A 25,442-nucleotide genomic window follows, 5' to 3' on the forward strand; every position below is an offset into this window, starting at 1 on the left:
GGACGGGGACGGCCCGCGCCGGACCGAAACGTGATTCTTAAGAGTCGCACGGGTGACTATCCGGATATGAGTGACGAACAGCAGGCCGATGCCGACGACTCGCCGGACGACGGCGACGTCCCCACCGACGAACCGAACGGACACGACGATGCCGACGTCGCCGGGGAGTCGTCCGAAGACGTCTCCGAGGAGACGCCCGACGACGTCGTCGAGGACGGCGACTTCGTCAGACTGGCGTACACGCTCCGGACGACCGACGACGGCCAGGTCGTCGATACGACCGACGCGGACGTCGCCGAGGACGCCGAAATCGACACCGACGAGTACGACTTCGAGCCGCGGATCATCGTGATCGGCGCCGGACACGTCTTCGAGAGCGTCGACGACGCGCTGATCGGCCAAGCCGTCGGCGCAACCGGGACGGTCGAGATCAGCGCCAAGGAGGCGTTCGGTGAGTACGACGACGACGAGGTCCGGACGGTGTCGGCCAACAAGATCGACGAAGAGAACCGGTACCCCGGCGCGCAGGTCCAGATCGACGGCGACCAGGGCCGGATCATCACCGTCGTCAGTGGCCGCGCTCGCGTCGACTTCAACCACCCGCTGGCCGGCGAGGACCTCGAATACGAGTACGAGGTTCTCGACCTGGTCGACGACCGCGAGGAACAGGCACAGAGCCTGCTCGGCATGTATCTCCAGCAGTCGCCCGAGGTCTGGATCCAGACCGACACCGTCGAGGAGGAGCAGGTCGTCGAGGTCGACGACGAGGACGAAGAGGAGGTCGAGACCGAACTCGAAGTCGTCGAGACCGAAGAGGAGACGCTGTACATCGAGGCCACCCCCCAGATGACCATGAACCAGCAGTGGATGTTCTCGAAACAGCAGATCGCCCAGGACGTGATGGACCGACTCAACCTCGACCGGGTCATCGTCCAGGAGACCATCGACGGGAGCGGTGGGATGATGGGCGGCCTCGGCGGCATGATGGGCGCCGGCGGTGCCGGCGGCGCTGCGCCCGAGGACATCGAGGACGCCATCGAGGACGTCGACGTCGACGCCGACGAACTCGCCGAGGAACTCGACGCCGACATCGAGGAGTAACCCCCGGACGCTCGCGACCGACTTCTGCCGCCGGACCCGTTCTTTCTGTCGCCGTTCGTGGACCGGCTCCTGCCGCCGGACCCGTCCTTTCTGTCGCCGTTCGTGGACCGACTTCTGCCGCCGGACCCGTCCTTTCTGTCGCCGTTCGTGGACCGGCTCCCGCTCGGCGGCCTCGACACGCCGCGGAACCGGTCGGCGGTGACGCTCGCGGTCACAGCGCTGTTCGTCTCCTTCGGCGTGCTGTCGGCCTCCGGCGGACGACGCTACCGGCGGTCGGCTACGCGATGTCCCGGCTGGTGTCGACGGTGACGCGCTCACCGAGCCGGAGTTTGATCGTCTCCTCCGGCGGGCGACCGCCGCGGAACTTCGGCACCGCGAGCCGGTTTTCGACCTCGGAGCCGTCGATCCGGGTCCGGAGGTCGAACACCACGTCGGCCATGTGCTTCGTGAATCCCCTGTTCTCGGGCTCCTCGCCGGCCTTCATGCCGTGGAGGACCGCCAACCCGCCGGTGTTGACCATGTGGGTCTGGAGTTCGTTCAGGAACTGTCGGTACCGGGCGGGTTCGGTCGTCTCTAAAACGTCGACGGCGTCAATGACGAGGTTCGCACCCTCGGGGAGGTCGCGAATAAACCGGTTTGCGGTGTCCAGCGGCGCGTCGCCGCCGACATCCCGGAGCGCGGGGTCACCGACCGGACCGGTTGTCCGGTCGAGCGCGTCCTGGACTGCCTGGTCCGACCGGATGGTGGTGAGATACAGCGTCGACCGTACGCCCGTGAGCTCGTAGAGGAACAGCTCCGACTGGCTGGCGGGGTCCGCGGCGAGAAACACGATGCTCCCCGGGGGGATCCCGCCGTCGAGTTGGCGGTCGAGGATGTCGATCCCGGTCGAGAGCCGTCCTGTCACACGGGCCGGTTGGACGCCGCCCGGCTTATGTTTTCGGCTGGTGTCGGAGCGTCCGCGCGAGGCGTTGGTACGCCCCCCGTACGTCCGGGTCCGCCAGCGGGTCCGGGGCGTCGGGGACGGTCGCGACCACCGGACACCCCAGGAGGTCGTCAACGCCGGGCGGTGCGATCCGCGCGCGGGTCACCACGGCACCGACCACCGACGTCCCGACCGCCCGCGCCATCGCTGCGGTCTTGGCTGCGTCGCGGAGTCCGGCCACGCACGCGGTCGACACCAGGAGGGCGCGGTCCGCGATCCGGAGCGGGACGGTCGCGTCCGGGCCGGCACCGGCGGGACAGTCCACAAGCGCGAGGTGAGAGTCGTGCGCGCGGAGGTGTCGGAGTCGGTCGCCAAGACCCTCCGGGAGGTCGCGAGGCGCCGGCACGACGCGCGTCTCCGACGGAGCGGTGGGGTCCGGGTGTCCCGGGCCGTTCGGCGGACAGTCGCGTGGGACACCGGCCAGGGCGTGGAGATTGGGGAGGTCGCAGTCGGCGTCAACCGCGAGGGTCGGCCCGTCGATCGCACGCGCCAACCCCAGGGTCGTGGTCGTCTTTCCGCTACCGCCCTTGCCGCCGGCAATCGCAAGCATACCGGGGGTGGTCACGGCTTGGTATTTCAAGCCTGGCCGCGACTCGCCGAGCCACAGACACCAAGCGAACCCTAATCGCGGAGAGCTACTCCTGACAGCAGCCGCCGGCCTCGCCGCCGAAATCGACCGCGAGCGGCTCCGAGATCGCCTCGTTGATCGATTCGAGCCGCTCTTGGAGTTCTTTTTGGGCGTCGAGGTAGTCTGCCATCTTCGGCATGGAGTGGAGGTCCTCCTGGGCCGACTGGACCTCGCGTACGAGTTCCTGGGTCGCGCCACCGGTCTTCCGGGCCTGCACGTACCGATCCCGGACCGCGTGGAACTCTGCGATCTGCGATTGGACCTCGTCGTCGGCCTCGACTGCGGCTTTCGCCCGCTCGAAGGCGTCGTACTCGGGCGTCTTGGCGATCGCGTCTCCCAACTCGCGGCCGAGGGTTTCGAGCCGGTCGGTCTGAACGCTCATCAACCGGAGTTGGGACGGGGTCGATTTCAACCTGCCGGAGGGATGGGACCGACCCGCGCCTGACGATGGGACCGACCCGCGCCTGACGATGGGACCGACCCGCGCCTGACAGTTCGGGCGGCCGCACGCGACGGCCCACACTTGGGGACCGCCGGGGTTATGGACCTCGGCGGAGTAGCTCTCTATAATGAGTCAGGATGCTACCACCGAGGGTGACCTCCGAAACACCGGGATGTCGCTGCGGCACGACCGGGAGTGGGACTACGAACTCGACCGTATCGTCGACGCCGTCGAGGACAGGGACGCCGACCGTGTCGGTCTCCAGTTCCCCGAGGGGCTGAAACGCCGCGGCCCGGCGGTCGCCGACGATCTCCGCGCGCTGTGCGACAACGACGTGACGTTCTTGCTCTCCGGGCAGCCCTGCTACGGCGCCTGCGACCTCGACACGTTCCTGATGCGCCGGACCGACGTGTTCGTCCACTTCGGCCACTCCCCTATGAAGGAGTCCGACAAGATCATCTATGTCCCCCTGTTCTCGAACGTCGACCCGTTCCCGATCATGGAGGAGGCCGTCGACGACCTCCCGGAGGAAGACGTGGGTCTCGTCACCACCGCCCAGCACATGAACCGCTTCGACGAGATGGTCGAGTGGCTCGAAGAGCGCGACTACGACGTCCACACCCGGCGCGGCGACGACCGACTCACACACGAGGGCCAGGTGCTCGGCTGCAACTACGCCTCCGCCGACATCGACGCCGGCCAGGTGCTCTACGTCGGCGGCGGGAAGTTCCACCCCCTCGGCCTCGCTATGGAACACCCCGACAAGCGGGTCCTGATCGCCGACCCCGTCAACAACGTGGTGACGCTGGCGGACACCGAAAAGTTCCTGAAGCAGCGCTACGGCGCGGTCCACCGCGCGATGGACGCCCAGAAGTGGGGCGTGATCTTCTGCACCAAGATCGGCCAGGGCCGGATGGACGTTGCGGAGTCGATCATCGAGGACAACGACGACGCCTACCTTATCACGATGGATGAGGTCACACCTGACAGGCTCCGGAACTTCGACATGGACGCGTTCGTCAACACCGGCTGCCCGCGGATCACCACCGACGACGGCCCGCAGTTCCACAAGCCGATGCTCACCCCCGGGGAGTACCGGATCGCGGTCGGCGACAAGCCGCTCGATTCGCTGTCGTTCGACACCTTCCACGGCACCTGGTAGTCGCCGCGGAGCGGTTCGACACCGACTACTCCTCGTCGATGCCCACTGCGGTCTCGACGTAGCGAACCGCTTCTTCGGCGCTTTCGACGGTTTCGACGTGGTCAGCGTCGTGCGTGCCGAGTCCGGCTGTCGGCCGGTCGTAGATCGACGCGTACCCGAGTTCCGAGAGCGTCCCGCCGCCGCCGTCGACCGCGACGACAGCGTCGCCGTTCATCACCACCAGTGCGTTCCGGGCGTGGCCCAGCCCCGTCGCGATCGGGTCGTCGACGTAGGGGTTGGCGTCGTCGGGGTCGTCGGTCGAGAGGATCCCGATGGTGTGGCCGCCCGCCTCCGAGGCGCCGCGGCAGGCCGCCTCCATCACGCCGCCGTAGCCGCCGCAGACGACGGTGTGGCCGTATTGGGCGAGTAGCCGCCCGACTGCCTCCGCGGTTTCGGCCTCCAACTCGGTGACGGTGCTGCCGCCGATGACGCTAACGCGCATACCGGCGGCTCTCGGGGCGGGGTGGTAGTGGTTTCGACCGCGCCGGCGGTCACTCCTCGCCGGCGACCGGCGCCCCGTCCGGCCGCTTCGCGCCCTCGGAGTCGTGGACGACCACGCCGTCGGCGTCGGTCGGTTCGTACTCGTCGCGGACCGCGATCGCTTCCGCCAACTCGCGGACCGCGCGCTCTTTCAGCGCCGCCGCCAACTCCTCGGCCTCCGACCGGGAGATGTCGCGGCCGAGCCCCTCGCACTCGTGGGCCCGAACCATCCTCTCGGTGTCGGCGGAACCGTCCGCGGCGGGTCCGTCTGCCCGCGGGACCGGAGGTCCCGCACTGTCGACGGCTTCACCCATCGGCTGTGTGGTCCCGCCGAGCGCAACGCTGAACGGGTAGGTTGCACAGATCAGCGGCCGGTCGTCGTGGACGGTACAGGCACCCGTCCCGTCGGTCTCATCGTAGAAGGTGCAGTCGCCGCAGGCGTCAGTCTGCAGCGCCCACTCGAAGGTCTCGCCCTCGGGGCCCTCGGGACCCTCGGCGATCCCGTACGGCATCGGCCGCGCGACGTCGCGCCAGTCGTAAGCGGTTCCGTCGTCACCGTGGGCCCCGTTTTCGTCAGCGTCCGCAGCCCCCTGTAACTGCCGCACTTCGTCGGGGAACACCGTCGCGGTGTGGGGCTCCCGATCGCCGTCGTCGGTCGTGTGCCCTTTGCAGCACGCACCGCACCGCGTGCACTCGAACCCGATCGACTCGATGGCGTCCGCGAGATCCGAGACGCGGAGGTCGCGGGCGCGGTCGAGTTCCGTCTCCAACGCCGGGGGGTCGCTCACGCCCTTCTCTCGCGGCGGCGCGAACAAAACTCTCCCGGTGGTCGCACACCGCGGCTGGGCGGTCGCGTCCGGCCGACCGTCGTCGCCGCTACGTCGGCGTGACGGCCCCGGTTTCGGGGTTGAACGCCACCCGCCCCTCGACGTCGAGTTTCTCCAGGTGCGCCACGGCCGTCGCCCGTGCGAGGTCCTCGAATCCGGAGAGATCCTTGTCGTAGGCCGCGTTGACGACCGCGTCAATGTCGGCGGCACCCTCACGGACCGCCGCCACGACGCGCCGTTCGCGGTCGAGCCGGTGGGCGATCAGCCGTCGGCAGGTGGCCTGCGGGTCGTCGATGATCGGGCCGTGACCCGGGAGCAGTCGCGAGGGGGTCCGGGCGTGGAGACGGCGCAACCCGATCAAGTATCCCCGGAGGTCGCCTTCGGGTGCCGCGACCGCGACACTGCCCGCTGCGACCGCCACGTCGCCGCAGACCGTCCCACCCTCGGCCTCGAATGCGACGTGATCGGGGGCGTGCCCTTGGGTATCGATCACACGGATCCCGCCGTCGACCGGGATCTCCGTTCCCTCGCTGAAGATTCGGTCCGGTTCGATGCCCGCCGCGGCCGCAAAGCGGGACTCGAACCCGCGGCGACACCAGACGGTCGCATCCGTCTCGGCCGCGTACGCGTCAACCGCTCCGACGTGGTCCGGGTGGGCGTGCGTGACCGCGACGTGTTCGATTCCGGCGGCGTCAACCGCGGCGTCGAGATCGTCGGTACGGCCGGCCGGATCGATCAGAAGTTCATCAGCGAGGAGATACGCGTTGGTTGCACCGGTCGGCACGCGTTCTGTGACCGGGACGGGAACACGGATGATTCCCCGTGCGACGTTCGACAGTTCACTCGAAGCGTTCGACGATCCGCTCACGAGCGTAACTACCACTGATCCGCCAAAAACGGTGTCGGCGTCGGACCGAGGCGGTGCCCCGGGTCCGATAGCGAGGGCCGCAGCTACGTGTTGAGGTAGTAGACCCGCTTTCGGGCGTCCTGGAAGCTGTACCGGGAGCCGACGAGTCCGGCTTCCTCCAGCCGGTTGAGTGCGTATCTGACGGTGCGGTCCGGGAGCAGCGACTCCTCGGCGAGTTGCCCCTGCGAGAGCGGGGCGTCGCCTTCGAGGACTTTGGCGACGAGTTTCGCGCTCGGCGGCAGTTCACGGAGTCTGTCGCGGAACTCCGGCTCCGGAAGCGGATTTTCGCCTTCGAGGTCTGCGGTACTGGTGCTCATACCACGTGCCAGGCGTCTGTCTCGGGTAAAGGTTGCCTACAAGTGTGACGGTACAATACTTACACCTTATATTCGTATTACGGTGGCGACCACGGGAGAGCCGGATCGATTCCCCCGACGGAGGGCAATACAGCCGCTCTACACCAGCGTTTGCAACTGATTGCTCAGCAGATCGCACGGCTGCGTGCGATCAAGTGATACTGCCGGCTATAGTCGCGTGACGTATTTCGACACCCCGGGGTGTCGAAAATCTTCACGTAATTATAGCCGACAGTATGAGTACACACTTGCAGACCCTCCTATAGCCGACTTCGGAGTCGACAGCCGCCCCGCTGACGCACGCCCGACAGTATCCAGTACGGTTTTAATCCGCGAGTGAGGACGAACTGGTAGCGTGAAAGGAAAAGAGTGGTACCAGGCCGACGACGTCGCCCAGGAGTACGACTCGAAGCGGTTCTCGCGAGGCGGGAGACTCATCGACAGCCGGGAGAAGCGTGCGGTCGTCGACGCCATCGGGCCCGTTGAAGGTGAGAACATCCTCGAGATCGCCTGCGGAACCGGCCGGTTCACCGTCATGCTGGCCGAGCGGGGAGCGGACATCGTCGGGATCGACATCTCCGATGCGATGCTGTCACAAGGGCGTGCGAAGGCCCGCAGCGCCGGCGTCGCCGACCATATCGAGTTTCTCCGTGGCGACGCGGCCCGGCTGCCGTTCCCCGACGACCATTTCGACGCGGTCTTCGCGATGCGGTTTTTCCACCTCGCGGACACCCCGACCAAGTTCCTGACCGAGATGGCACGCGTTTCGAAGGATCTGGTCTTTTTCGACACGTTCAACCGCCGGAGCACCCGGGTCGCGTACAACTGGCTCCTCCCGATGGGGTCGCACCTCTACTCGCGGTCACAGGTCGACCGGCTGCTCGACGCTGCCGGTGTGCGGTTGGTGGGTGCCGAACACGACTTCGGCCTCCCGTATGGGTTCTACCGGAAGCTCCCCAACGGGCTGGCACAGCAGTTCCGCGACGTCGACACCGCTGTCGGCGAGACGGCCGTCGGCGACGCGCTGGCGTCGGTTTCCTACTGGACGACGTCCGTCGCGTGACCCGGACGCCGTGGCGCCGGCCCGGGGCCGAGGTGTAGTGTTTAAGTTCGCGGGTCGCCTCCGGGCGGTATGCAGCTTTCGGTCGTGGTTCCGACGCTCAACGCGCGGGACCGCCTCGCGGCCACCCTCGACGACCTGGCGTCGCACGCACCCGACGCCGAAGTGGTGGTGGTCAACGGGCCGTCGGCCGACGGCACCACCGGGATGGTGCGTAACCGAGAGGATGTCGACGTGCTGGTGGAAGTCTCCGACCGGACCCTGAATATCTCCCGGAACGCCGGGGTGCGAGCGGCGTCCGGGGACACTGTCGCGTTCCTTCGACAGGATCTCGGGGTCGAGAAATCGTGGGTGTCCGCGGTCGAATCGGGGGTCGAACGCGCGCCGGTTGTCACGGGGCCGGTTCACGAAACTCTCCCCGCCGGGATGACCACCACTGCCCCCGAGCGCCGCGAGATCCACGGCCGGGAGGTGGCCTACTTCAACGGCGGGAATGTCGCGTTCCGCGCGGCGACGCTCGACGAGTTGGATGGCTTCGACGAGTATTTACAGACCGGCGGGGCTCGCGACGCCGCCCACCGGCTCGCGGGGCTCGATTGTGACGTTGAGTGGCGCTCAGACATGTGTGTCCGAACCGAGTACGAGGCCGACGGGGGCGTCACCGACCGGGACTACGGGTGGAAATACCGCGCGCTCGCCTACCGGCTGGCCAAGAACTACGGGATCAGACCAACCGTGCTCCGCCGGGTCGTCTCCCACGCCGGGGCCGACGCGCTGTCGGCCGCCCGTGACGTCGTCGCCGGCGGTACCACCCCGACGAACTGGTTTGGGACCGGTCGCGACGTCGTCACGGGGATGGCCACCGGCTACTCCGACGGGTTGGTGGCGCGCGCTCGGGACCGGAGTCCAGCGCGGAACCCCCACGGCTGCTCGAAGCGGGCGGACCGAGCGGTCGCGACGTACGACCGGCGGTAGCGGGCGCCGAACCCGGAAGCGGTCCGGACGACGACCGAGGAGACTGTTTCGTTGGGAGTGAAACCGGTGGAGTAGTGTCGAAACGGCCGTGGAAGCCCCCGCGGTCTCGACTCGACGGCTTCGCTTCGGTCCTCGTCGCTCACAGGTTCGCCCCTGCGGTCGCTGCTCACGGGCGCTTCGCGCTCGTTCGCACGGCCTGCGGCGGCTTCGGCTTTGCCGCCGGGAGAGCCGGGTGCTCCGAGCTCACGGTGGCGAGCCGCGGTGAACGACCCGCTGCGTGCGTCGCCCGTTACCACCAGAACGCGTCGCGTTCTGGGTGGCTGACGAGGGCTGGAGTTGTGCTCTCGTCACCGTCGTCGAAACCGCGGCCCCGTCCGGTCCCACCCAGCGGCGGGTTTCCGGTCGGTCGTCGCGTAACGAAACACCACCCGACCGAGGGCCCTGAGGTTTATTATAGTTCACGGAACCACCACCGGCGTGCGGTGAGAACTGCCCCGCGCCGGATTGCGGGTGTCCGGCACCACGGTGCGGGAACGACGGTGTGCCGGCTGTTCGCTATTTTTGCTGCGTCTCTTGGCGCCCTACGGTCACGACTCGCCAGGGCTCAACCCGGGCACGACCCGCGAGGGGTTCGCCGAAAACGCCCGTCGCATCGCGTCCTCGGAGACGTCGAGCGTCAGGATCTCACTCACGCCGACGTTGGGGTGGACCTCCGGGGCGCCGCTTCCGAAGAGCACCCGGTCGGGGTGTTCCAAGAGGGCGCGTTCGAGCGCGCTCCGGAACCGAACTCCCGCGGTGTCGAGGTAGAGCCGGTCGTACCGGTCAAGAAGGTCGATCGCGTCGGCCATAAGGTCGCGGTCGAGCGGGTGGCCGCCGAACCCCGCCAGGATCACGGGGATCTCACGGTTGAGGAGGGTCTCCGCCACCGTGTCCGGCGGGAACGACCGGCCGCCGTGTACCACCAGTGGCAACCCAACGTCTTCCAACACGGCGACGGTCTCACTGTCCGGCATTCCGTCGGCCCCGGGTGCGAGTGTGAAGCCGTGGAACCGGTCGTCGTAGGCGTACTGCTCAATGTCTTCGGGGCTTGTGTGTGACCTCTCGCGGGAGGACGCCAGGTTCCGCAGTCGGCTCAACACCGCCGACGCCGGCTCCCACGGCCCGTTGATCCGGGCGAACGCGAGAAACGGCCGGTCAACGCTCAGTCGGGCTACGGCGTTATTGGCCTGGAGGTACCCTTCCCCTGCGGGGCGTTCTCCCGGAGAAACGACCGCCCGGACGACCCCGGCCTGCCGGAGTTCGCGTTCGAGCACCTCCGGAGTCGTCTCGCGCCCGCGACTCGCAACCTCCGCCTCGTCGGTTGGGTCGAGCCGGGCGTGGACGTCGACCACCCTGAACCCGTGGTTCAACTCCAGCATCGTGAGACATTGTCGAACCGACGTAGATATAGGTTGGCGGAACGGCGTCGGGTCACTCGGCCGCCAACCGAACGTCGTCACCGGGCGCTAGCCCGAACGCGTCGTCCCCACGACCACGGTTGACATCACACTCCACGAACCCGTGGCTCCCCACTGTCACCAGGCGCTCGCCCGCGTCAACGTCGGCGAATGCGGTCACGACGGTCGCCGGCGTCCCGTCGACCGAGAGCGTCTCGCCGACCCGTCCGTCGAGAAACGACCCCGGAATGTTCGTGATCGCGTTCCCGAAGTCGTCAACGACCAGAACCTCACCGCGGGCGGACTCGGCGCTCACCTCGGGATCGGGAAACCGGCAGTCGACGACGATATCCGCGGGTGAGTCGGGGACGAACGACTCGATGGGTGCTGTGGCGTCGAGTGATTCGATCGCGTCAACGCCGGCCGCGTGGACCGCGGCGGCCGCGGGCGCGAACACGTCGCGGCCGTGAAACGTCGACGACGCGGGGTCGGCGTACTCGTACCGGAAGCAGTCGAGTTCGACCCCGCGTGCTCCGGCGATCCGACGGGCGGACGGGAGCAACACCCCGTTGTCGGGGCCCACGAGCGCGTGGTCGCCAGCGCGGACGATGAGCGCGTTCCGATCGGTACCCACGCCGGGGTCGACTACCACCAGGTGGACCGACGGAGGGAAGTACGGCACCGTCTCACGGCACCAAAACCCTGACGCGCGCACGTCCTGGCGGGGGAGGTCATGGGAGATGTCGACGAGTTTGGCGTCGGTCCGTTGGAGAATAACGCCCTTCATCGCGGCGGGATACGGCGACCCGAAGTCGGAAGCAAGGGTGAGCATCGTCGTCACGCGGGGTCGTCAGCCCCGTCGCCGGTGGCGTCGGTGTCGCTGACCCGCTCGATCCGCTCGATACCACCGACTTCCTCGATCACATCAACGACAGCCGTCGGCACGAGGCTCCGCCAGTCGCCACCCGCAATCATCCGCGCGCGGAGTTCCGCGCCTTCCAGAACGTCGCGGTTGAACATTGGTGACTGGCGTACCTCAACGGCTGCCTCGGAGAACAGCTGGATCACCAGGGGGTTGTTGGAGTAGGCGACATCGAAGGCTGGAGACATACTCTGGACGTGGCTCACCCACACCGAGTTCCGTTCGAGGTCCTCGATCGGGACCACGTAGGTCGTGAGATCGAGCTCCGCCACCGATTTGGTTACCATCATCACGCGCTCACCCGCGGTGAAGGGGTTCCGCGGCGTGTGGGAGTCGCCCGCGGATCCGATCCCGAGCACGAGTTCGTCGACGTCGTCTGCGATCTCCGTCACCATCCGGTGGTGGCCGTTGTGGTACGGCTGGAACCGACCGATGTAGAACCCCCGCATACCTCGCGTGAGGCCCGCGTCTCTTATAAATACCCCGAGATAGCACAATCCGGATACATACGGCGAAAAGCCGGTAAACGTCGGGTATAGCGGTTCACCCCGACACACACGGGGAGAAAGTATATGAGTCGTCCGACCGTCCATACAAATAGCGAATAATTCTATGAGTAACGACACGGAAGCCGACGAACACGCCCCCGAAGAGGGGGGTGGCGTCGCAGAAGACGCCCCCGAGTCGCCGCCGCCGGAGCGCGAAGACCGGCTCCCCGACGGGATCACCGACGAACCGGACGACGGCAGCCTCGGACCGGACCCCGGCGACCACCCGGGCAGCCGGAACGGCCACTCCGACGGCGAGACCGGCGGGACGATCGACGACCTCGGAAGCGACGTCGAGGTTGACGCCGAAGTCGCAGACGACATCGGCGAAGACGACCTGCTGGGCGGGCTGAAGATCGACTCCACCGAAGAGATCGACGTCCCCGACCGGCTCGTGGATCAAGTGATCGGACAGGAACACGCCCGCGACGTGGTTATGAAGGCCGCGAAGCAGCGGCGCCACGTGATGATGATCGGCTCGCCCGGAACGGGCAAGTCGATGCTGGCGAAGGCGATGTCCGAACTGTTGCCGCCGGAAGAGCTCCAAGACGTCCTCGTCTACCACAACCCCGACGACGGGAACAACCCCAAGGTACGGACCGTTCCCGCCGGGAAGGGCGACCAGATTGTCGAGGCACACAAAGAAGAGGCCCGGAAACGCAACCAGATGCGGTCGTTCCTGATGTGGATCATCATCGCGATCGTCATCGGGTACTCGTTCATCATCGCGGGCCAGATCCTGCTCGGGATCCTCGCTGCGGGCGTGATCTATCTCGCGTTCCGCTACGGCTCCCGCGGAAGCGACGCGATGGTGCCGAACCTCATCGTCAACAACGCCGACACGACGACCGCACCGTTCGAGGACGCGACGGGCGCCCACGCCGGTGCGCTGCTCGGCGACGTCCGCCACGACCCGTTCCAGTCCGGTGGGATGGAAACGCCGAGCCACGACCGCGTTGAGCCCGGGGCCATCCACAAGGGCAACAAGGGCGTGCTGTACGTCGACGAGATCAACACACTCGACATCCGCAGCCAGCAGCACCTCATGACCGCGATCCAAGAGGGCGAGTTCCACATCACGGGCCAGTCCGAGCGCTCCTCGGGCGCGATGGTCCAGACCGAGCCCGTTCCGACGGACTTCATCATGATCGCGGCGGGGAACCTCGACGCGATGGAGAACATGCACCCCGCGCTGCGCTCGCGGATCAAGGGGTACGGGTACGAGGTGTACATGGACGACACCATCGAGGACACGCCGGACATGCGCCGGAAGTACGCCCGGTTCGTGGCCCAAGAGGTCAGCAAGGACGGTCGGCTCCCGGAGTACTCCGCGGAGGCGATCGAGGAGGTCATCCTCGAAGCCCGCCGCCGTGCGGGCCGGAAGGGTCACCTGACGCTGAAGCTCCGGAACCTCGGCGGGTTAGTCCGTGTTTCGGGCGACATCGCCCGCTCGGAGGACGCCGATCGCGTCACCCGAGACCACGTGCTCCAAGCGAAGGGTCGGAGCCGCTCGATCGAACAACAGCTCGCCGACGACTACATCGAGCGCCGGAAAGACTACGAACTGCAGGTCTCGGCCGGCTACGAGGCCGGCCGGGTCAACGGCCTCGCCGTGATGGGCGAAGACTCGGGGATTATGCTCCCCGTGATGGCCGAGGTCACGCCGACCCAGGGCGGCGGCCAGGTGATCGCCACCGGGCAACTCAAAGAGATGGCAGAGGAGTCGGTCCAGAACGTCTCGGCGATCATCAAGAAGTTCTCCGATGAGAACATCTCCGAGAAGGATATCCACATCCAGTTCATCCAGACCGGCCAGCAGGGCGTTGACGGCGATTCCGCGTCGATCACGGTCGCGACCGCGGTGATCTCCGCGCTGGAGAACATGGGCGTCGATCAGTCACTCGCCATGACGGGCAGCCTCTCGGTCCGCGGGGACGTGCTCCCCGTCGGCGGGGTCACGCACAAGATCGAGGCCGCCGCGAAATCCGGGTGTGACCGGGTCATCATCCCTGCGGCGAATATGCAGGACGTGATGATCGAAGAAGAGTACGAGGAGATGGTCGAGATCATCCCGGTCAGCCACATCAGCGAGGTCCTCGACATCGCCCTTGAGGGCGAGCCCGAGAAGGACTCGCTTGTCGCCCGGCTGAAGAGCATCACCGGCTCGGCGCTCCCGAAGAGCGAGACGGTTTCGGGGCCCTCCAGCCCGAGCCCGCAGTAGCCGCCCGATGCCCGAGTGGGCGACGTTCGTCGGCTTCGCGTTCGTCGCCACCGCGGGGTTGCTGATTCTATCACACGCCTCACGCGGCGCCGTCGCCGACGGCAGTGGGGCTGTCAGCGGAACGGATCCGTCCCGAGAGCCCGGCAGTTCGACCGAAGCACCCGCTGCCGACGGGGTCGGATCCACCGGTGCCGACGAGTCCGACCCGGATCGGCAGAGGTCCCGCGCTGTCGACGACGGCTCGACTGCGCCCAGTGCCGCGCGGTCCGTTGATTCCGGCAGCGTGGACGCGTCGGCGTCGACGACCGTCGCCACCGACGCCGACGTCGGGGCCGACTCGGAGGGGTTCGTCCTCCCGAAGTCGGGCGTCGCCTACCGGCCGACGGAGCCGCGTTCTCGGCCGCACCGCCCTGGCGACGGCGCGGCGTCGCCGTCGACGACCTCGCTGCTTGCGAACGTGGCGGTCTCTCAGGGGGTGTTCGGCGCGCTGGTGCTCGTCGGTGCGTGGTACGCCGCGATCCCGGCGCGGGCGTTCGGCGTGGGCCCGGGAACAACCGGGGTTACGGCCGTCGCGGCCGGGGTCGGCCTGGGCGTGGGTCTCTACATCGCGAACGAGGCCGGCGCGGTCGTCGCCGCGCGGTTCGGGCTCAACGTCGGCGACGGACAGCGGCTCAGGAGCGCACTCGCGCCCGACACCCCGCTCGGGTGGGCGCTCTTGCTCCTGGTCGTGCTCCCGGTCATCGCGGGGTTCGAGGAGCTGCTCTTCCGCGGTGCCCTGGTGGGCGTCGTCGCGGCGGGGTACGACGTGTCGCCGTGGGTGCTGGCGGTCGTGGCCTCCGGGGCGTTCGCGCTCGGCCACGGCGCGCAGGGCCGGCTCGGGGTGGTCGTGACCGGCGCGTTGGGGTTCGTGCTCGCGGCGGCGTTCGTGGTCACCGGAAGCCTGCTTACAGTGATCGTCGCCCACTACCTGGTGAACGCCCTGGAGTTCGTCATCCACGAAGGAGTCGGCGTTGAGTGGTCACCCGACTCGGCGTGACCCGATCGAGTCCACACAACTACTTTGCCTGCCGGACCCACAGGGAGGTATGGACACCCGCTCGCAGACCGTCCTCCGGTCAGTACTCATCGGGTATATCGCGCTGATCGCCGCCTCGCTCCTGATCGACAGCCCGATCGTGGCGACGGCGGCCGACCTCGGGTTCGCCGCCGTCGCGGGGTTTTTTGCGTACGCGATCTACGCAGGCGCGTCGCCGTCCGACGACCGGCGGGTCGTCCTCGGGTCGGTCGGCGCCTTGGTCGGTGCGGCCGTCGCGCAGGTGATCGCGCTGTTCCCCGGGTTCGCGAGCTTTGAGGCCGTCTCGACGGTGCTTTTTGTCGGCGGGTTTCTCGGGTATTTCGTCATTCGACGCGGGTAGCGCCCACCCCGCGGTCGCCGGGCAGGGACACCGCACACGACCGTCCCCCGTTCGGTCTTATGCGGACTCGATCGCTCGAAGCCGTTCGGCGACCCCCGCGGGGGCTCCGCCGGGCGCGTCGCGGACGCGGTGATCCGGCACAAACAGGGGGGTCGGATTCCCCGCCAGCGCGGTTCGGGCGGTCTCGCGGGCGGCGTCGTCGTCGGGGTCCAGCCCCGCCATCCGAATCACGCGGTCGAGCGACACCGTCTTTCCGTGCGGTATGTTCCGCGTCGCCTCCAGAACCTGCCGGTGGTCGGTTGGGACCGTGAGCGCGACCTCCACATCGTCAAGGTGGTCGGAACGTCCGCCCAGATACGCGCCGATCCGGTCGAAAAGCGGGTGTTGACCGTCGGCAGCGTCGTCGAGGTCTGCGGGGAACGACACGCTGATCACGCTGTCGCTCGCGATCCCGATCTCGACTGCCCGTTCCAGCGATTCGAACTCGCGCGCGAAGACGCCGTCCATACCCGGCGGTCCGTCCGCGACGTGTCTAACGGTGACGGTAGCCGGATGGTCCCGGTGCGCACACCCGCCCGACACCGGCTGCAACGCGCAAGCCTTATGTGCAAAAGAGTCCGTTAATGAACATAGATGAACGCTAGTGGTGAGGAACTCGCTCCGGAAGTGCGGTCAATCCTCGACGCCGCGCGGGGGCGCTCCGGTGGTGAGAACCGGGTCGCGGTCGACCCCCAGTCGTTCCCCGACGCTGTCGATGCGGCGGCCGCAGACGGCCGTGTCCCGGTTGTCGCGGAGGTCAAACCCACCAGTCCGACCACCGACGGCGAGCGGGACGGCGACCCGGTTGAACTGGCCGAGGGGATGGTTGCGGGCGGCGCAACGGCGCTGTCGGTGCTGACCGAACCGGATTTCTTCGGCGGGTCGACCGCGCGGCTCGAACGGATCCGCGCGGCGGTCGACGTCCCGGTGCTCCGGAAGGACTTCGTCGTGCGAGAGGCCCAACTCGACGCGGTCGCCGCCGACCTGGTTCTTCTCATCGCACGGTTTCTCGACGCCGAGGATACCGACTCGTTAGCGGATCTCCACGACGCCGCCATCGGAAGGGGATTCCAGCCGCTCGTGGAGGTCCACACCCGCGCGGAACTGGAGCGGGCGCTCGACGTCGGAGCGGGGATCATCGGGATCAACAACCGTGATCTCGCGAAACTCGAGGTCGACCTCGGGACGTTCGAGCGGCTCGCGTCCGACGTTCCGGACGACGTGACGCTCGTGGCTGAGAGCGGCATCGCGACCGAAGCGAATGTCCGGCGGATGCGCGAGGCGGGTGCGGACGCGCTGTTGATCGGGACGGCTATAATGAACGGGGACGTGCAAACGAACACCGAGCGACTGACCACAGCTACCGACGTCAGACCGGCGGACCGACGCGCGGACACGACCACGGAATCTACAACACGATGACACAACGATACGCGGACGGGAAGTTCGGCGACTACGGCGGACAGTACGTGCCGGAAGTGCTCATGCCGGCGATCGAAGAGCTCACCGACGCCTACGAGCGGTACGTCCTCGGCAACGAGGACGGGTTCATGGACGAATTCCGGGCGCGGCTCCGTGATTTCGGCGGGCGGCCGACGCCGACGCAGTACGCCGAGCGGCTCTCGGACCGGTACGACCGCGAGGTCTACCTGAAGCGCGAGGACCTGCTTCACGGCGGCGCGCACAAACTCAACAACGCCCTGGGGCAGGTGCTGCTCGCGAAGTACATGGGCAAAGAACGGATCGTCGCAGAAACCGGCGCGGGCCAGCACGGCACCGCGACCGCGATGGCGGCGGCGCACCTGGGGATGCCGTGTGAGATCTACATGGGCGAACGCGACATCAACCGCCAGCGCCCCAACGTGTTCCGGATGCGGCTGAACGGCTCGGAGATCACGCCCGTGACGACCGGCCGCGGGACCCTGAAGGAGGCGATCTCCGAGACTATGCGGGACTGGGCGACCAACGTCGAGGACACCCACTACGTGATCGGGTCGATCGTCGGCCCGCACCCGTTCCCGTCGATGGTTCGGGACTTCCACAGCGTGATCTCGACGGAGACCCGTCGTCAGCTTCGCGAGCAGACCGGCGGCCTCCCCGACGCGGTGTTGGCGTGTGCTGGCGGCGGCTCCAACACGATGGGGATGTTCACCGACTTCGTCGACGACGAGGACGTGGAACTCTACGCCGTTGAAGCGGGTGGCTCCACGCTGGACGTCGACGAGGAAGCCGGCGTTGCGCCCAACTCAGCGTCGTTGTCAACCGGCGAGGAGGGCGTGCTCCACGGCGCCCGGACCAAGCTGCTCCAGGACACCGACGGCCAGATCATGGAAAGCCACAGCATTTCCTCCGGGCTCGACTACGCGGGCGTCGGCCCCGAACTCGCACACCTGGTCGACGAGGAGCGGGTCAACGCTGTCAACGTCGACGACGACTCGGCGCTCGAGGCGTTCCACCGGCTGTCCCAACTCGAGGGCGTGATCCCGGCGTTGGAGACGGCCCACGCGTTCGGCTACCTCGAAGAACACCACGAGGAGTTGGGCGAGACCATCGTGCTCAACGTCTCCGGCCGGGGAGATAAGGACCTCCAGGCCGCAATCGAGGAAACCGAGCAACGCGACATCGAAGCCGCCCCGTCGATGGCGGAGTTCTCGGGGGGCATCTGAGATGGCTGGAGACCGGGGTGGCGGCTCGGACCTGGAGGCCGCCTTCGCCGACGGGCCGGCGTTCGTGCCGTACCTCGCGGCGGGTGACCCCGACTACGACTCCGCGCTTGCGTACGTTGAGGCGCTGGCGCGCGGTGGCGCCGACGTGATCGAACTCGGGCTTCCGTTCTCCGAGCCCATCGCGGAGGGACCGACCATCCAGAGCGCGGTCGTCCGCGCGCTCAACGCCGGGATGACCCCGGATCGGTTCTTCGCGTTCGTGGAAGACCTCGACGTCGACGTGCCGCTTGTGTGCATGACGTACTACAACCTGATCTACCAGTACGGTTCGAGCGAGGCGCCGAGCGCCTCGGACAGTCGAGCGACGGAGCCGGGAGGCGGGCAGGGGCCCCGTCCCTTCGTCAAGCGCGCTGCGGCGGCCGGGCTCTCGGGGTTCGTGGTTCCGGACCTCCCGGCCGAGGAGGCCGAACCGTTGCGGGAGGCCTGCGACGAGTTCGGGGTGGACCTCGTCTTCATCGTCGCCCCCACAACCGAGGGCGACCGGCTCCGTCGGAACATGGAGCACGTCTCGGGGTACGTCTACGTCCAGGCGCGGACCGGCGTCACCGGCGCGCGCGACGACGTCTCCGACCAGACTGAGCGCAGCCTACAGCGCCTCGCCGACTACGACGTGCCGAAGGCGGTCGGGTTCGGAATCAAAACCGGCGAGCACGCGGCACGGATCGTTGCCGGCGGCGCCGATGGCGTCATCGTCGGGAGCGCCCTGGTCGACATCGTCGCGGAGGGTGTGGAAAACGACACACCGACCGAGGAGGTGGCGGCGCGGTTGGAGGCGATGGCCCGGGAACTGAAAACCGGGGCCGAGCGGGGATACGAACAGCGTGTGCCCCAAGCGGGAGGCAACTAACGTCACTCACAGGCCGCGACGGACCGGATATCGAGGTGCTCGACGGACCTCACTAGAGTTGGGACCGATAGCGTCCGGTCTCCCGGTAGCCGACGGTGCGCGAGGCGCGTCCGTCAGCCTCGGTCACCGCCGCCACTCACCGAACAACGATGACAGGAACAGGCGAGTTACGGAACACTCCCCGGGCGATGTTCCCGACGACCAGCCGATCGGCCAACGAGCCGCCGTGGCTTCCGATTACAACCACATCGAAGTCGTCTGCCCTGTTCACGATCGCCCGGGCCGGGTGTCCCAGTTGTACCTCGGTAGTGAGCTCGACATCGTACGCAGCGGCGACTTCCCGAGCGTCGTCGAACACCTCCTTCGCACGCTCCTCGGCGGCTTCTTCTACGTCTTCCTCGAGAGCGAGCGCCGTGGCTGCTCCCCCCCACACCGACGGTCCGGCTACGACGTGTAAGACGGTGATGCCCGCGTCGGGGTGATTCTCGAGGGCGTACGTAAGCGCTTTCTGGGCCATCTCCGAGTCGTCCATCGGAACGAGAACTCGTGAAATCATACAGAGATTACGGTCAGGGCGTGTATAAGTTGGTGGTGCACCCGTGTCACCGGCGGCTTCCGGTAGGTACTGTATCGGTTGCGCGAACCGTGTGAGCCGCAGCACGCGAGTGCAGCACGAGGACAGTGGTTCTCACCCACCTCGTAACCGTTTTAACCGACGGTTGCCACAGTCTCACACACGATGAACGCAGGGCTTGCGGCGCGGCTCGAACGGATCTCGACAGGGGGGCGATACCTCGTCGTCCCGATGGACCACGGCATCACACTCGGTCCGGTGAAAGGACTCGTCGACCTCGAATCGACCGTCGACGCGATCACCCGCGGCGGCGCCGACGCGGTCCTCACACAGAAGGGCGTCGCCCCGCGCGTCCACGGCGCCAAGAACGACAAGGGGTTCATCGTCCACCTCAACGGCTCTACGTCTATCGGCCCTGACTCCAACGACAAGCGCAAGACCGGCTCGGTCGAGGCGGCGCTGCGGGCGGGCGCAGACGCGGTGTCGTTTCACATCAACGTCGGCAGCGACTACGAACCCGACCAGCTGACGCGACTCAGCGACGTGATCGAGACCGCCCACCGGCTCGGCGTCCCCGTACTCGCAATGAGCTACGCCCGCGGGCCGGGCGTCGACGAACACGACGCTGACAGTTTAGCCCACGCGGTCCGGATCGCCGAGGAGTTGGGCGCTGACGTGGTCAAAACCGCCTACTCCGGAGACCCCGACACGTTCGACCGGGTGTGTGAGGCGACCCGGTTGCCGGTGGTCATCGCGGGCGGCAGCCGGGGGACCGACCGCGAGACCGCCGAGATGGTGCGCGGCGCGATGGACGCCGGCGCGGACGGCGTCTCGATGGGGCGGTCGATCTTTCAACACGACAACCCTGAGGCGATCACCCGCGCGGTGAGCGCCATCATCCACGACGACGCTGCCGTCGCCGACGCGGTCGACGCCGCGGGACTCTCAGTCGAGGCGTAGACCGACGCCGCGGGACTCTCAGTCGAGGCGTAGACCGACGCCGCGGGACTCTCAGTCGAGGCGTAGACCGACGCCGCGGGCCCGTGTCGCCGGTGGAAAGCCAACGTTGATTAGCCACACGATCGTAATCTATGGTATGCCTGCGACCAAGGAAATCAAATGTACGTCGGACGAGTGCGAACTGGACATGTTCGAGAACCACTACACGTACGACATCTCCGAGGACCACTCGGTCGCTGATCTTTCGTGTCCACTCTGCGGCGGAACCGCCTGCCTGGATGTGATCGAGCTATGAGCGGGTTCGGCGACGAGGTGCCTTCGGGGCCCGCGACCCGGCTGAAGGAGTTCGGCGAGTCAATCGCCGAATCCACCGTCGAGCGCGTCGGCCGCGGGGTCTCGCGGATTCAAGAAGAGCGGCCGCTGCCCTACGACGTCTTGGAGAGCAACGACGCGTACCTGATCGTCTTCGACGCGCCGGGTGTCCGCCGCCAGGACGTCCAGGTCCGATTTCTCGACAGCGAGGTCAAAGTCCGGATCGACCGGTTCCGGGACTTCCACGAGGGCTTCGAGATGCGGTTCCCCGGTCGCGGGCTGGCGCTCGACGGCTCGGCGCCGATCCCGCAGGACGTGGCAGTCGACCCCGGAGACGCGACCGCGACCGTCACCGACGACGGCACGCTCGAGGTCCACCTCCCCAAGCGTCACACCGACGAGTGAGCACGCGACGGGCGGGGCTCCGGGTCAGACCGGGAAGTCGGCGTCGGCGTCGACCACCCGGTCGGGCTCTTCGGGGGGGCACCACTCCGTGGTGAGTTCGAGCAGTTGGGTGAGCATCACCCCGGTGGCGCCCCACACCGTGTACGGTCCGACGTGGAAGTAGTGAATGCGGTGGGCGTCGTAGACGGGGTGATCGCGGCGCTCGGACTCGTAGTTCTCAGCGTCAGTCAGTTCGGAAACCGCGAGTGTGACCACCTCCGCGACCTCCCGGTCGTCGGGGTCGTACTCGCGGTCGGGGACCCGGCCGACGAACGGCCGGACCGAGTACCCCGTCACCGTCCGGATGTCGTCGAGCCGGCCCGCGACCGTGACTTCGGCCGCTCGCAGCCCGATCTCCTCGTCGGCTTCCCGGAGCGCGGTCGCTTCTAACCCACCGTCTTCGGGCTCGCGGGAGCCGCCGGGGAAGCTCATCTGCCCGGGGTGTTCACCGAGGTGGTCCGCGCGTTTGGTAAACAGGATGTACGCCTCGCCGTCCCGGGTGAGCACGGGCGCGAGCACCGCCGCCCGCTTGTCCGCATCGTCGACTGCGGTCGGCGTGTGCGCCGGCATCCGGGAGAGGTCCATCGGTCTCGACTTCAGATACGGGATGGGCAGGTTTATACTGTCGGTCACACGGCCGGACGCGCCCCGCCGGGACCGCCCGGTCGGCGTGGGCTACTCGCCGGCCAGGGCGGTGTCCAGCCGGTCGCGGATGTCGTCGACCGCAGCCGCGTCGGACCACACCTCGACGTCGTAGGTCACGTCGAGTAGCCGGCGGATCGCCGCCGTGTCCCCGGCGTCGATCGCGGTTGCGGCGTCGGCTCCGAGCCGGTCTGCGACCGCGGTCACGCCGGCGTTGTGGTCGATCTCGCGGTCGGGAACGTCGAGGATGTGGGGCAGGTCCTCCGCGTTAGGTGGGAGCGTCGGGAACGCCGCGGGGCCCGGGGCGAGCAGCGTCCGGTCGCCGTCCCGGTAGCGGACGACCGCGTACGACGCGACCGCGTCGTCGACCGCTGCCGTGACCGCGTCAGGGTCGACCGACTCGCCCCGTTTGAACGCGAGTTCTCCGAGCGCGGACTCGAGTTCTGTGGGGGTGAGCGCACCGAAGAGGTCGATCACCCCGGCAAGCTCGTCGGGGTCGAACGCGTCGCTCACTCGCCGGCCTCCGGCGGCGACGCCGCACCGGGGGCGTCAGACACCGCATCCGCGATGTCGGCCGCGGTGGCGTCGGCGACCGCGCCGGGGGCAAGCGGCGCGTGCTCCCACGCGGGCAACCGGTCGTCCGGGCCTCGTGGCGCCGCGACCGCCTCGGCGTATCGCGACACCTGGTCGCGTTCGTGTTCGCGGTCGAACCCGAACCCGTTAAACCCCGCGTCGAGTTCGTACTGGTCGATCAGACGCTCGGCGGTCGTCCGGTACCGCTGTGTGAGCGTGTCGAAGTCGACGTCGACGCCGTGATCCACGACGCTCCGTAGCAGCGTCTCCCCAACCGATCGGCTCATGGTGGAGAGGCCGCTCGACCCGCCGACTCCGCGGTGGTCGTGTTCGTACCGCCCCAGGTCCACCTGCGCAGTCCCGGCAAAGCCCACGACGTCGAACGTGTCGCCGAGGGTCCCGACCTCGAGCCCCCACGTCCGCGGCACCCGGATCCGGCGGGCGGTCGCGGCGGTGGCGGCGAACTCCCCCGCAAGGGCGTACCGGAAGGCGTCGAGGTACCGCAGGAACGGCTCCGGGTGGGCGTTGAGCAGCGTCCGCACCAACGGCGCGTAGAACAGGCGGAACAGCCGACCGTACAGCCGGTCGTCCTCGACGCGTGCGTAGTAGCCCTTCGAGAACTCGTAGCCCCGCCCCAACGGGAACAGCAGCCGGCGGACGAACGACTCGTCGTAGGTGGTGGTGTCGGCGTCGTGGACGACGACAAACTCCGAGGCAGCAGCGCGGCCGATCGCCAGCCACACGTCCCGGCCCTTCCCGCGGTCGCCGTCGAGGCCGGCGTCCGACAGGAGGTCGTTCAGCCGCGGGCCGTCACACCACACCAGTTCCGACCGGAAGTCGTACGTCGCGAGCCACTCGCGGACGGGACCGACGCGGCCGGCGGGGGCACGCAACGGGATCACAACCCGCTCGGGGTCGAGCCGCTCCAGCGTTCGGAGCACCCGGTCGGCGGCGTCGCCCAGGCAGTCGCGTTCCGCCATCGGGACGACGACCGCTGCGCGCTCGACCGGTGCGCCCGGCACCGGATCCGCGAGGTCGTGGAGGGTCGCGACCCGACCTTGCACGTACTCCATCTACCGCCCCTGGGGACGGGGCAATGAAAAGTTCGCGGGTTGCGGCGGCTATACGCCTGGAATATGAGGCTTGTGGCCGACGTCGTCGAAGAGCGCGACCGGAGCCCCGGAGCGCCCGGCGCCGGCCACGACTTGGTCGGCCGCATACTGTCGGCTATAACTACGTGAAGATGTTCCACGCCCCGGGGTGTCGAAATCCGTCGCGTGACTGTAGCCGACAGTATCACTCCCGGCGGCCTGCGCGCGCTACTCCGGCAGCGCCCCCCGCCGCTGGAGCACTGCCAGCCCGACCACGACGACCCCGAGTCCGAACCCGAGCCGGGTAAACACGACGTCGTAGGGGATCCCGACCTCCCTGAGTTGGCCGACCGCCGACGACCCAGTGGCCTGGACCGCCATCATCCCGGCGGAGTACCACGCGTACGCGCTCGCCCGCGAGTCGTCGGGGAGCGCGTCGAGGAGGTACGTGTCGATCGCGGGAAACAGGCTGTGGATGACGTAGCCGATTGCGGCGGTCACGAGGAGGATGGCGCCGAATCCATCGACCAGGGTGAGAAGCAGCAGACACCCCGCGAACGACCCGACGATCGAGAGCAGGTACGGCACCCGCGGGAGGCGGTCGGCCAGCCGTCCCGACACGAAGAAGGCGGGGACGCCCGCTCCGAAGACGACCGTCAGCAGGTTCCGCGCGGTCGCGGTGTCGAGCCCCTTGGTGCCCATGTATAGCTCGTAGAAGTTGAACAGCCCCTGCCACACGAACCCGGTGGTGCCCACGATGGTGACGCCGACGAGGGCGATCCGCCACTCCGAGCGCACCGCGCCCAGGATGTCGGTGTCGTCGCCCCCCGCGTCGGGGAGATCCGCCGCCCGCGCCGTGAGAAACAGCGTGAGCGTCGCGACCGCGGCGGCAACGGAGACGCAGACGAACACGACGCGCCAGTCCGAAACCAGCGTCAAGACTAGGGTGACGAGGGGCGCGGCCCCGACCGCGGCGACCTGACTCGACATCCCGTGGATGCCCATCGCCCGCCCGACCCGGTCGGGGTAGAGTTCACTCACCAGGGGGTTGGCGGCCACGAAGTACGTCCCCGACGACAGCCCCAACAGAAGTGCGCCGAGGCCGACCATCGCGACTGATGTCGCGCTCGCGATGAACGCCGCCGCCCCGGTGAGGATCCCCCCGGTCGCGAGAATCACGTGATGGCGCGGGAGCCGCGTGAGCACCCACCCGGTGGGGAGTCGGAGAGCGGCGCTGCCCAGCCACGCCAGGGTCGCAATCAGCCCTGCGGTCCCCTCACCGACCGAAAACACCGTCATAAACTCCTGGAGCAGCGGCGCGAAGATCACCCTCGCGAGGTTGACGAGGAAGACGACGGAGCACAGCGTTCCGAACAGGCGGCCGCGGGACACACCCCAGATTCGCCGTCGCCGCGTTCAACAGTTGCGATTCCGGTCTCGTCGGGTGGTGGGGTTTTTACTCCTCGGCCCCGACAGCAGAGGTATGAAAAGCGCACGCAAAGGCCTCCGGGAGGGTGAACTGGAGAAAGACACCTACGAGCGGCTGAACTGCGCCGAGTGTGGCGAGACGCTCGGAACGAAAAACGACCCCGACGAGGTGTTCAGCGTGAGGGCGTGTCCCGAGTGTGGGACCGAGTGGAAGAAGCTCCGGTGACACCCACCTCGGCCTGAACCGCGGGGTTTGGGTCTTGAAGCGTCGGTGGCCTGTTGACCGGTCGCGATTGACGGGAGGA

General features: G+C 67.9%; 29 protein-coding genes and 1 pseudogene. 14 read left to right on the forward strand and 16 right to left on the reverse strand.

Annotated elements, in window-relative coordinates; genetic code table 11:
• Window positions 1-66 precede the first annotated feature (66 nt).
• Window positions 67-1,101, forward strand: a complete 1,035-nt coding sequence (locus IEX72_RS09550; RefSeq protein ID WP_188787154.1) for an FKBP-type peptidyl-prolyl cis-trans isomerase — start codon at window positions 67-69, stop codon at window positions 1,099-1,101.
• A 277-nt stretch (window positions 1,102-1,378) separates the two neighbouring features.
• Here IEX72_RS09550 and IEX72_RS09555 read toward each other — a convergent pair whose 3' ends face one another.
• From IEX72_RS09555 to IEX72_RS09565, 3 genes are all read right to left on the reverse strand, one after another.
• Complete coding sequence (locus IEX72_RS09555) at window positions 1,379-2,005, reverse strand: RAD55 family ATPase (protein ID WP_188787155.1); 627 nt, start codon at window positions 2,003-2,005, stop codon at window positions 1,379-1,381.
• A 25-nt stretch (window positions 2,006-2,030) separates the two neighbouring features.
• A complete protein-coding gene (locus tag IEX72_RS09560) occupies window positions 2,031-2,633 on the reverse strand; it encodes a nucleotide-binding protein (RefSeq protein WP_188787156.1) in 603 nt (200 codons plus the stop codon).
• Between the two features lie 85 nt (window positions 2,634-2,718).
• Entirely contained in the window at window positions 2,719-3,093 is a 375-nt protein-coding gene (locus tag IEX72_RS09565) for a YlbF family regulator (RefSeq protein ID WP_188787157.1), read from the reverse strand.
• Between the two features lie 187 nt (window positions 3,094-3,280).
• On the opposite strand from IEX72_RS09565, the gene dph2 reads away from it, so the two are divergent.
• On the forward strand, window positions 3,281-4,315 hold the full coding sequence (dph2, locus tag IEX72_RS09570; RefSeq protein WP_188787158.1) for a diphthamide biosynthesis enzyme Dph2: 1,035 nt from the start codon (window positions 3,281-3,283) through the stop codon (window positions 4,313-4,315).
• A 25-nt stretch (window positions 4,316-4,340) separates the two neighbouring features.
• On the opposite strand, the gene IEX72_RS09575 is transcribed toward dph2, so the two are convergent.
• The 4 genes from IEX72_RS09575 to IEX72_RS09590 all read right to left on the reverse strand — a co-directional run bounded on the left by IEX72_RS09575 (window position 4,341) and on the right by IEX72_RS09590 (window position 6,885).
• On the reverse strand, window positions 4,341-4,796 hold the full coding sequence (locus IEX72_RS09575; protein ID WP_188787159.1) for a TIGR00725 family protein: 456 nt from the start codon (window positions 4,794-4,796) through the stop codon (window positions 4,341-4,343).
• Between the two features lie 49 nt (window positions 4,797-4,845).
• Window positions 4,846-5,622 (reverse strand): YkgJ family cysteine cluster protein, encoded by a 777-nt coding sequence (locus IEX72_RS09580; RefSeq protein WP_188787160.1) that lies wholly within the window; start codon window positions 5,620-5,622, stop codon window positions 4,846-4,848.
• Window positions 5,623-5,710: 88 nt separating this feature from the next.
• A complete protein-coding gene (locus tag IEX72_RS09585; RefSeq protein WP_394354604.1) occupies window positions 5,711-6,529 on the reverse strand; it encodes an MBL fold metallo-hydrolase in 819 nt (272 codons plus the stop codon).
• A gap of 83 nt (window positions 6,530-6,612) precedes the next feature.
• Window positions 6,613-6,885 carry a helix-turn-helix domain-containing protein gene (locus IEX72_RS09590; RefSeq protein WP_188787161.1) on the reverse strand — a complete coding sequence of 91 codons (273 nt, stop codon included), beginning with the start codon at window positions 6,883-6,885 and terminating at the stop codon, window positions 6,613-6,615.
• A gap of 394 nt (window positions 6,886-7,279) precedes the next feature.
• Here IEX72_RS09590 and IEX72_RS09595 point away from each other — a divergent pair, with 394 nt between their 5' ends.
• Complete coding sequence (locus IEX72_RS09595) at window positions 7,280-7,987, forward strand: class I SAM-dependent methyltransferase (protein WP_188787162.1); 708 nt, start codon at window positions 7,280-7,282, stop codon at window positions 7,985-7,987.
• Window positions 7,988-8,056: 69 nt separating this feature from the next.
• A complete protein-coding gene (locus IEX72_RS09600; protein WP_188787163.1) occupies window positions 8,057-8,959 on the forward strand; it encodes a glycosyltransferase family 2 protein in 903 nt (300 codons plus the stop codon).
• A gap of 587 nt (window positions 8,960-9,546) precedes the next feature.
• Here the strand turns inward: IEX72_RS09600 and IEX72_RS09605 are convergent.
• The 3 genes from IEX72_RS09605 to IEX72_RS09615 are packed head-to-tail and all read right to left on the reverse strand — an operon-like array spanning window position 9,547 to window position 11,766.
• A complete protein-coding gene (locus IEX72_RS09605) occupies window positions 9,547-10,377 on the reverse strand; it encodes an amidohydrolase family protein (protein WP_188787164.1) in 831 nt (276 codons plus the stop codon).
• A 52-nt stretch (window positions 10,378-10,429) separates the two neighbouring features.
• Window positions 10,430-11,227 carry an SAM hydrolase/SAM-dependent halogenase family protein gene (locus IEX72_RS09610; RefSeq protein ID WP_188787165.1) on the reverse strand — a complete coding sequence of 266 codons (798 nt, stop codon included), beginning with the start codon at window positions 11,225-11,227 and terminating at the stop codon, window positions 10,430-10,432.
• A 5-nt stretch (window positions 11,228-11,232) separates the two neighbouring features.
• Entirely contained in the window at window positions 11,233-11,766 is a 534-nt protein-coding gene (locus IEX72_RS09615) for a nicotinamide-nucleotide adenylyltransferase (protein ID WP_188787166.1), read from the reverse strand.
• 163 nt (window positions 11,767-11,929) lie between these two features.
• Between IEX72_RS09615 and lonB the strand changes: the two genes are divergently transcribed.
• The 3 genes from lonB to IEX72_RS09630 are packed head-to-tail and all read left to right on the forward strand — an operon-like array spanning window position 11,930 to window position 15,501.
• Window positions 11,930-14,086, forward strand: coding sequence for an ATP-dependent protease LonB (gene lonB / locus IEX72_RS09620; protein ID WP_229663810.1), 2,157 nt, complete (start codon window positions 11,930-11,932; stop codon window positions 14,084-14,086).
• A 7-nt stretch (window positions 14,087-14,093) separates the two neighbouring features.
• On the forward strand, window positions 14,094-15,122 hold the full coding sequence (locus IEX72_RS09625) for a CPBP family intramembrane glutamic endopeptidase (protein ID WP_188787167.1): 1,029 nt from the start codon (window positions 14,094-14,096) through the stop codon (window positions 15,120-15,122).
• 49 nt (window positions 15,123-15,171) lie between these two features.
• Window positions 15,172-15,501: a hypothetical protein gene (locus tag IEX72_RS09630; RefSeq protein ID WP_188787168.1), complete on the forward strand. Its 330-nt coding sequence runs from the start codon at window positions 15,172-15,174 to the stop codon at window positions 15,499-15,501.
• A 57-nt stretch (window positions 15,502-15,558) separates the two neighbouring features.
• On the opposite strand, the gene IEX72_RS09635 is transcribed toward IEX72_RS09630, so the two are convergent.
• On the reverse strand, window positions 15,559-16,008 hold the full coding sequence (locus tag IEX72_RS09635) for an MGMT family protein (protein ID WP_188787169.1): 450 nt from the start codon (window positions 16,006-16,008) through the stop codon (window positions 15,559-15,561).
• 126 nt (window positions 16,009-16,134) lie between these two features.
• On the opposite strand from IEX72_RS09635, the gene trpC reads away from it, so the two are divergent.
• From trpC to trpA, 3 genes are read left to right on the forward strand one after another with little or no spacing between them, the layout of a single operon-like run.
• Entirely contained in the window at window positions 16,135-16,962 is an 828-nt protein-coding gene (gene trpC, locus IEX72_RS09640) for an indole-3-glycerol phosphate synthase (RefSeq protein ID WP_188787170.1), read from the forward strand.
• Complete coding sequence (gene trpB, locus IEX72_RS09645; RefSeq protein ID WP_188787171.1) at window positions 16,959-18,206, forward strand: tryptophan synthase subunit beta; 1,248 nt, start codon at window positions 16,959-16,961, stop codon at window positions 18,204-18,206. The genes trpC and trpB overlap by 4 nt, the downstream gene beginning before the upstream one ends.
• Before the next feature lies 1 nt (window position 18,207).
• Window positions 18,208-19,113, forward strand: coding sequence for a tryptophan synthase subunit alpha (gene trpA, locus IEX72_RS09650; RefSeq protein ID WP_188787172.1), 906 nt, complete (start codon window positions 18,208-18,210; stop codon window positions 19,111-19,113).
• A 136-nt stretch (window positions 19,114-19,249) separates the two neighbouring features.
• On the opposite strand, the gene IEX72_RS09655 is transcribed toward trpA, so the two are convergent.
• Window positions 19,250-19,669 carry a universal stress protein gene (locus IEX72_RS09655; protein ID WP_188787173.1) on the reverse strand — a complete coding sequence of 140 codons (420 nt, stop codon included), beginning with the start codon at window positions 19,667-19,669 and terminating at the stop codon, window positions 19,250-19,252.
• A gap of 183 nt (window positions 19,670-19,852) precedes the next feature.
• Here IEX72_RS09655 and IEX72_RS09660 point away from each other — a divergent pair, with 183 nt between their 5' ends.
• The 3 genes and pseudogenes from IEX72_RS09660 to IEX72_RS09670 form a co-directional block, all read left to right on the forward strand.
• A complete protein-coding gene (locus IEX72_RS09660) occupies window positions 19,853-20,647 on the forward strand; it encodes a 2-amino-3,7-dideoxy-D-threo-hept-6-ulosonate synthase (RefSeq protein ID WP_188787174.1) in 795 nt (264 codons plus the stop codon).
• Between the two features lie 136 nt (window positions 20,648-20,783).
• A complete protein-coding gene (locus tag IEX72_RS09665; protein WP_188787175.1) occupies window positions 20,784-20,942 on the forward strand; it encodes a DUF7559 family protein in 159 nt (52 codons plus the stop codon).
• A pseudogene (locus IEX72_RS09670) lies at window positions 20,939-21,346 on the forward strand (Hsp20/alpha crystallin family protein); the annotation flags it as partial. The gene IEX72_RS09665 and the pseudogene IEX72_RS09670, both read left to right, overlap by 4 nt.
• 42 nt (window positions 21,347-21,388) lie before the next feature.
• Here IEX72_RS09670 and IEX72_RS09675 read toward each other — a convergent pair.
• From IEX72_RS09675 to IEX72_RS09690, 4 genes are all read right to left on the reverse strand, one after another.
• A complete protein-coding gene (locus IEX72_RS09675; RefSeq protein WP_188787215.1) occupies window positions 21,389-21,988 on the reverse strand; it encodes an NUDIX hydrolase in 600 nt (199 codons plus the stop codon).
• A gap of 90 nt (window positions 21,989-22,078) precedes the next feature.
• Complete coding sequence (locus tag IEX72_RS09680) at window positions 22,079-22,558, reverse strand: DUF7109 family protein (protein WP_188787177.1); 480 nt, start codon at window positions 22,556-22,558, stop codon at window positions 22,079-22,081.
• A complete protein-coding gene (locus tag IEX72_RS09685; RefSeq protein WP_188787178.1) occupies window positions 22,555-23,691 on the reverse strand; it encodes a glycosyltransferase family protein in 1,137 nt (378 codons plus the stop codon). Before IEX72_RS09685 ends, IEX72_RS09680 begins: the two co-directional genes overlap by 4 nt.
• 246 nt (window positions 23,692-23,937) lie before the next feature.
• Window positions 23,938-25,101 carry an MFS transporter gene (locus IEX72_RS09690; protein ID WP_188787179.1) on the reverse strand — a complete coding sequence of 388 codons (1,164 nt, stop codon included), beginning with the start codon at window positions 25,099-25,101 and terminating at the stop codon, window positions 23,938-23,940.
• A gap of 91 nt (window positions 25,102-25,192) precedes the next feature.
• On the opposite strand from IEX72_RS09690, the gene IEX72_RS09695 reads away from it, so the two are divergent.
• Window positions 25,193-25,363: an HVO_0758 family zinc finger protein gene (locus IEX72_RS09695; RefSeq protein WP_188787180.1), complete on the forward strand. Its 171-nt coding sequence runs from the start codon at window positions 25,193-25,195 to the stop codon at window positions 25,361-25,363.
• The last annotated feature ends 79 nt before the right edge of the window (window positions 25,364-25,442 follow it).

Origin of the sequence: Halobellus salinus, assembly GCF_014646875.1 — an archaeon.
Taxonomy (GTDB): domain Archaea; phylum Halobacteriota; class Halobacteria; order Halobacteriales; family Haloferacaceae; genus Haloquadratum; species Haloquadratum salinum.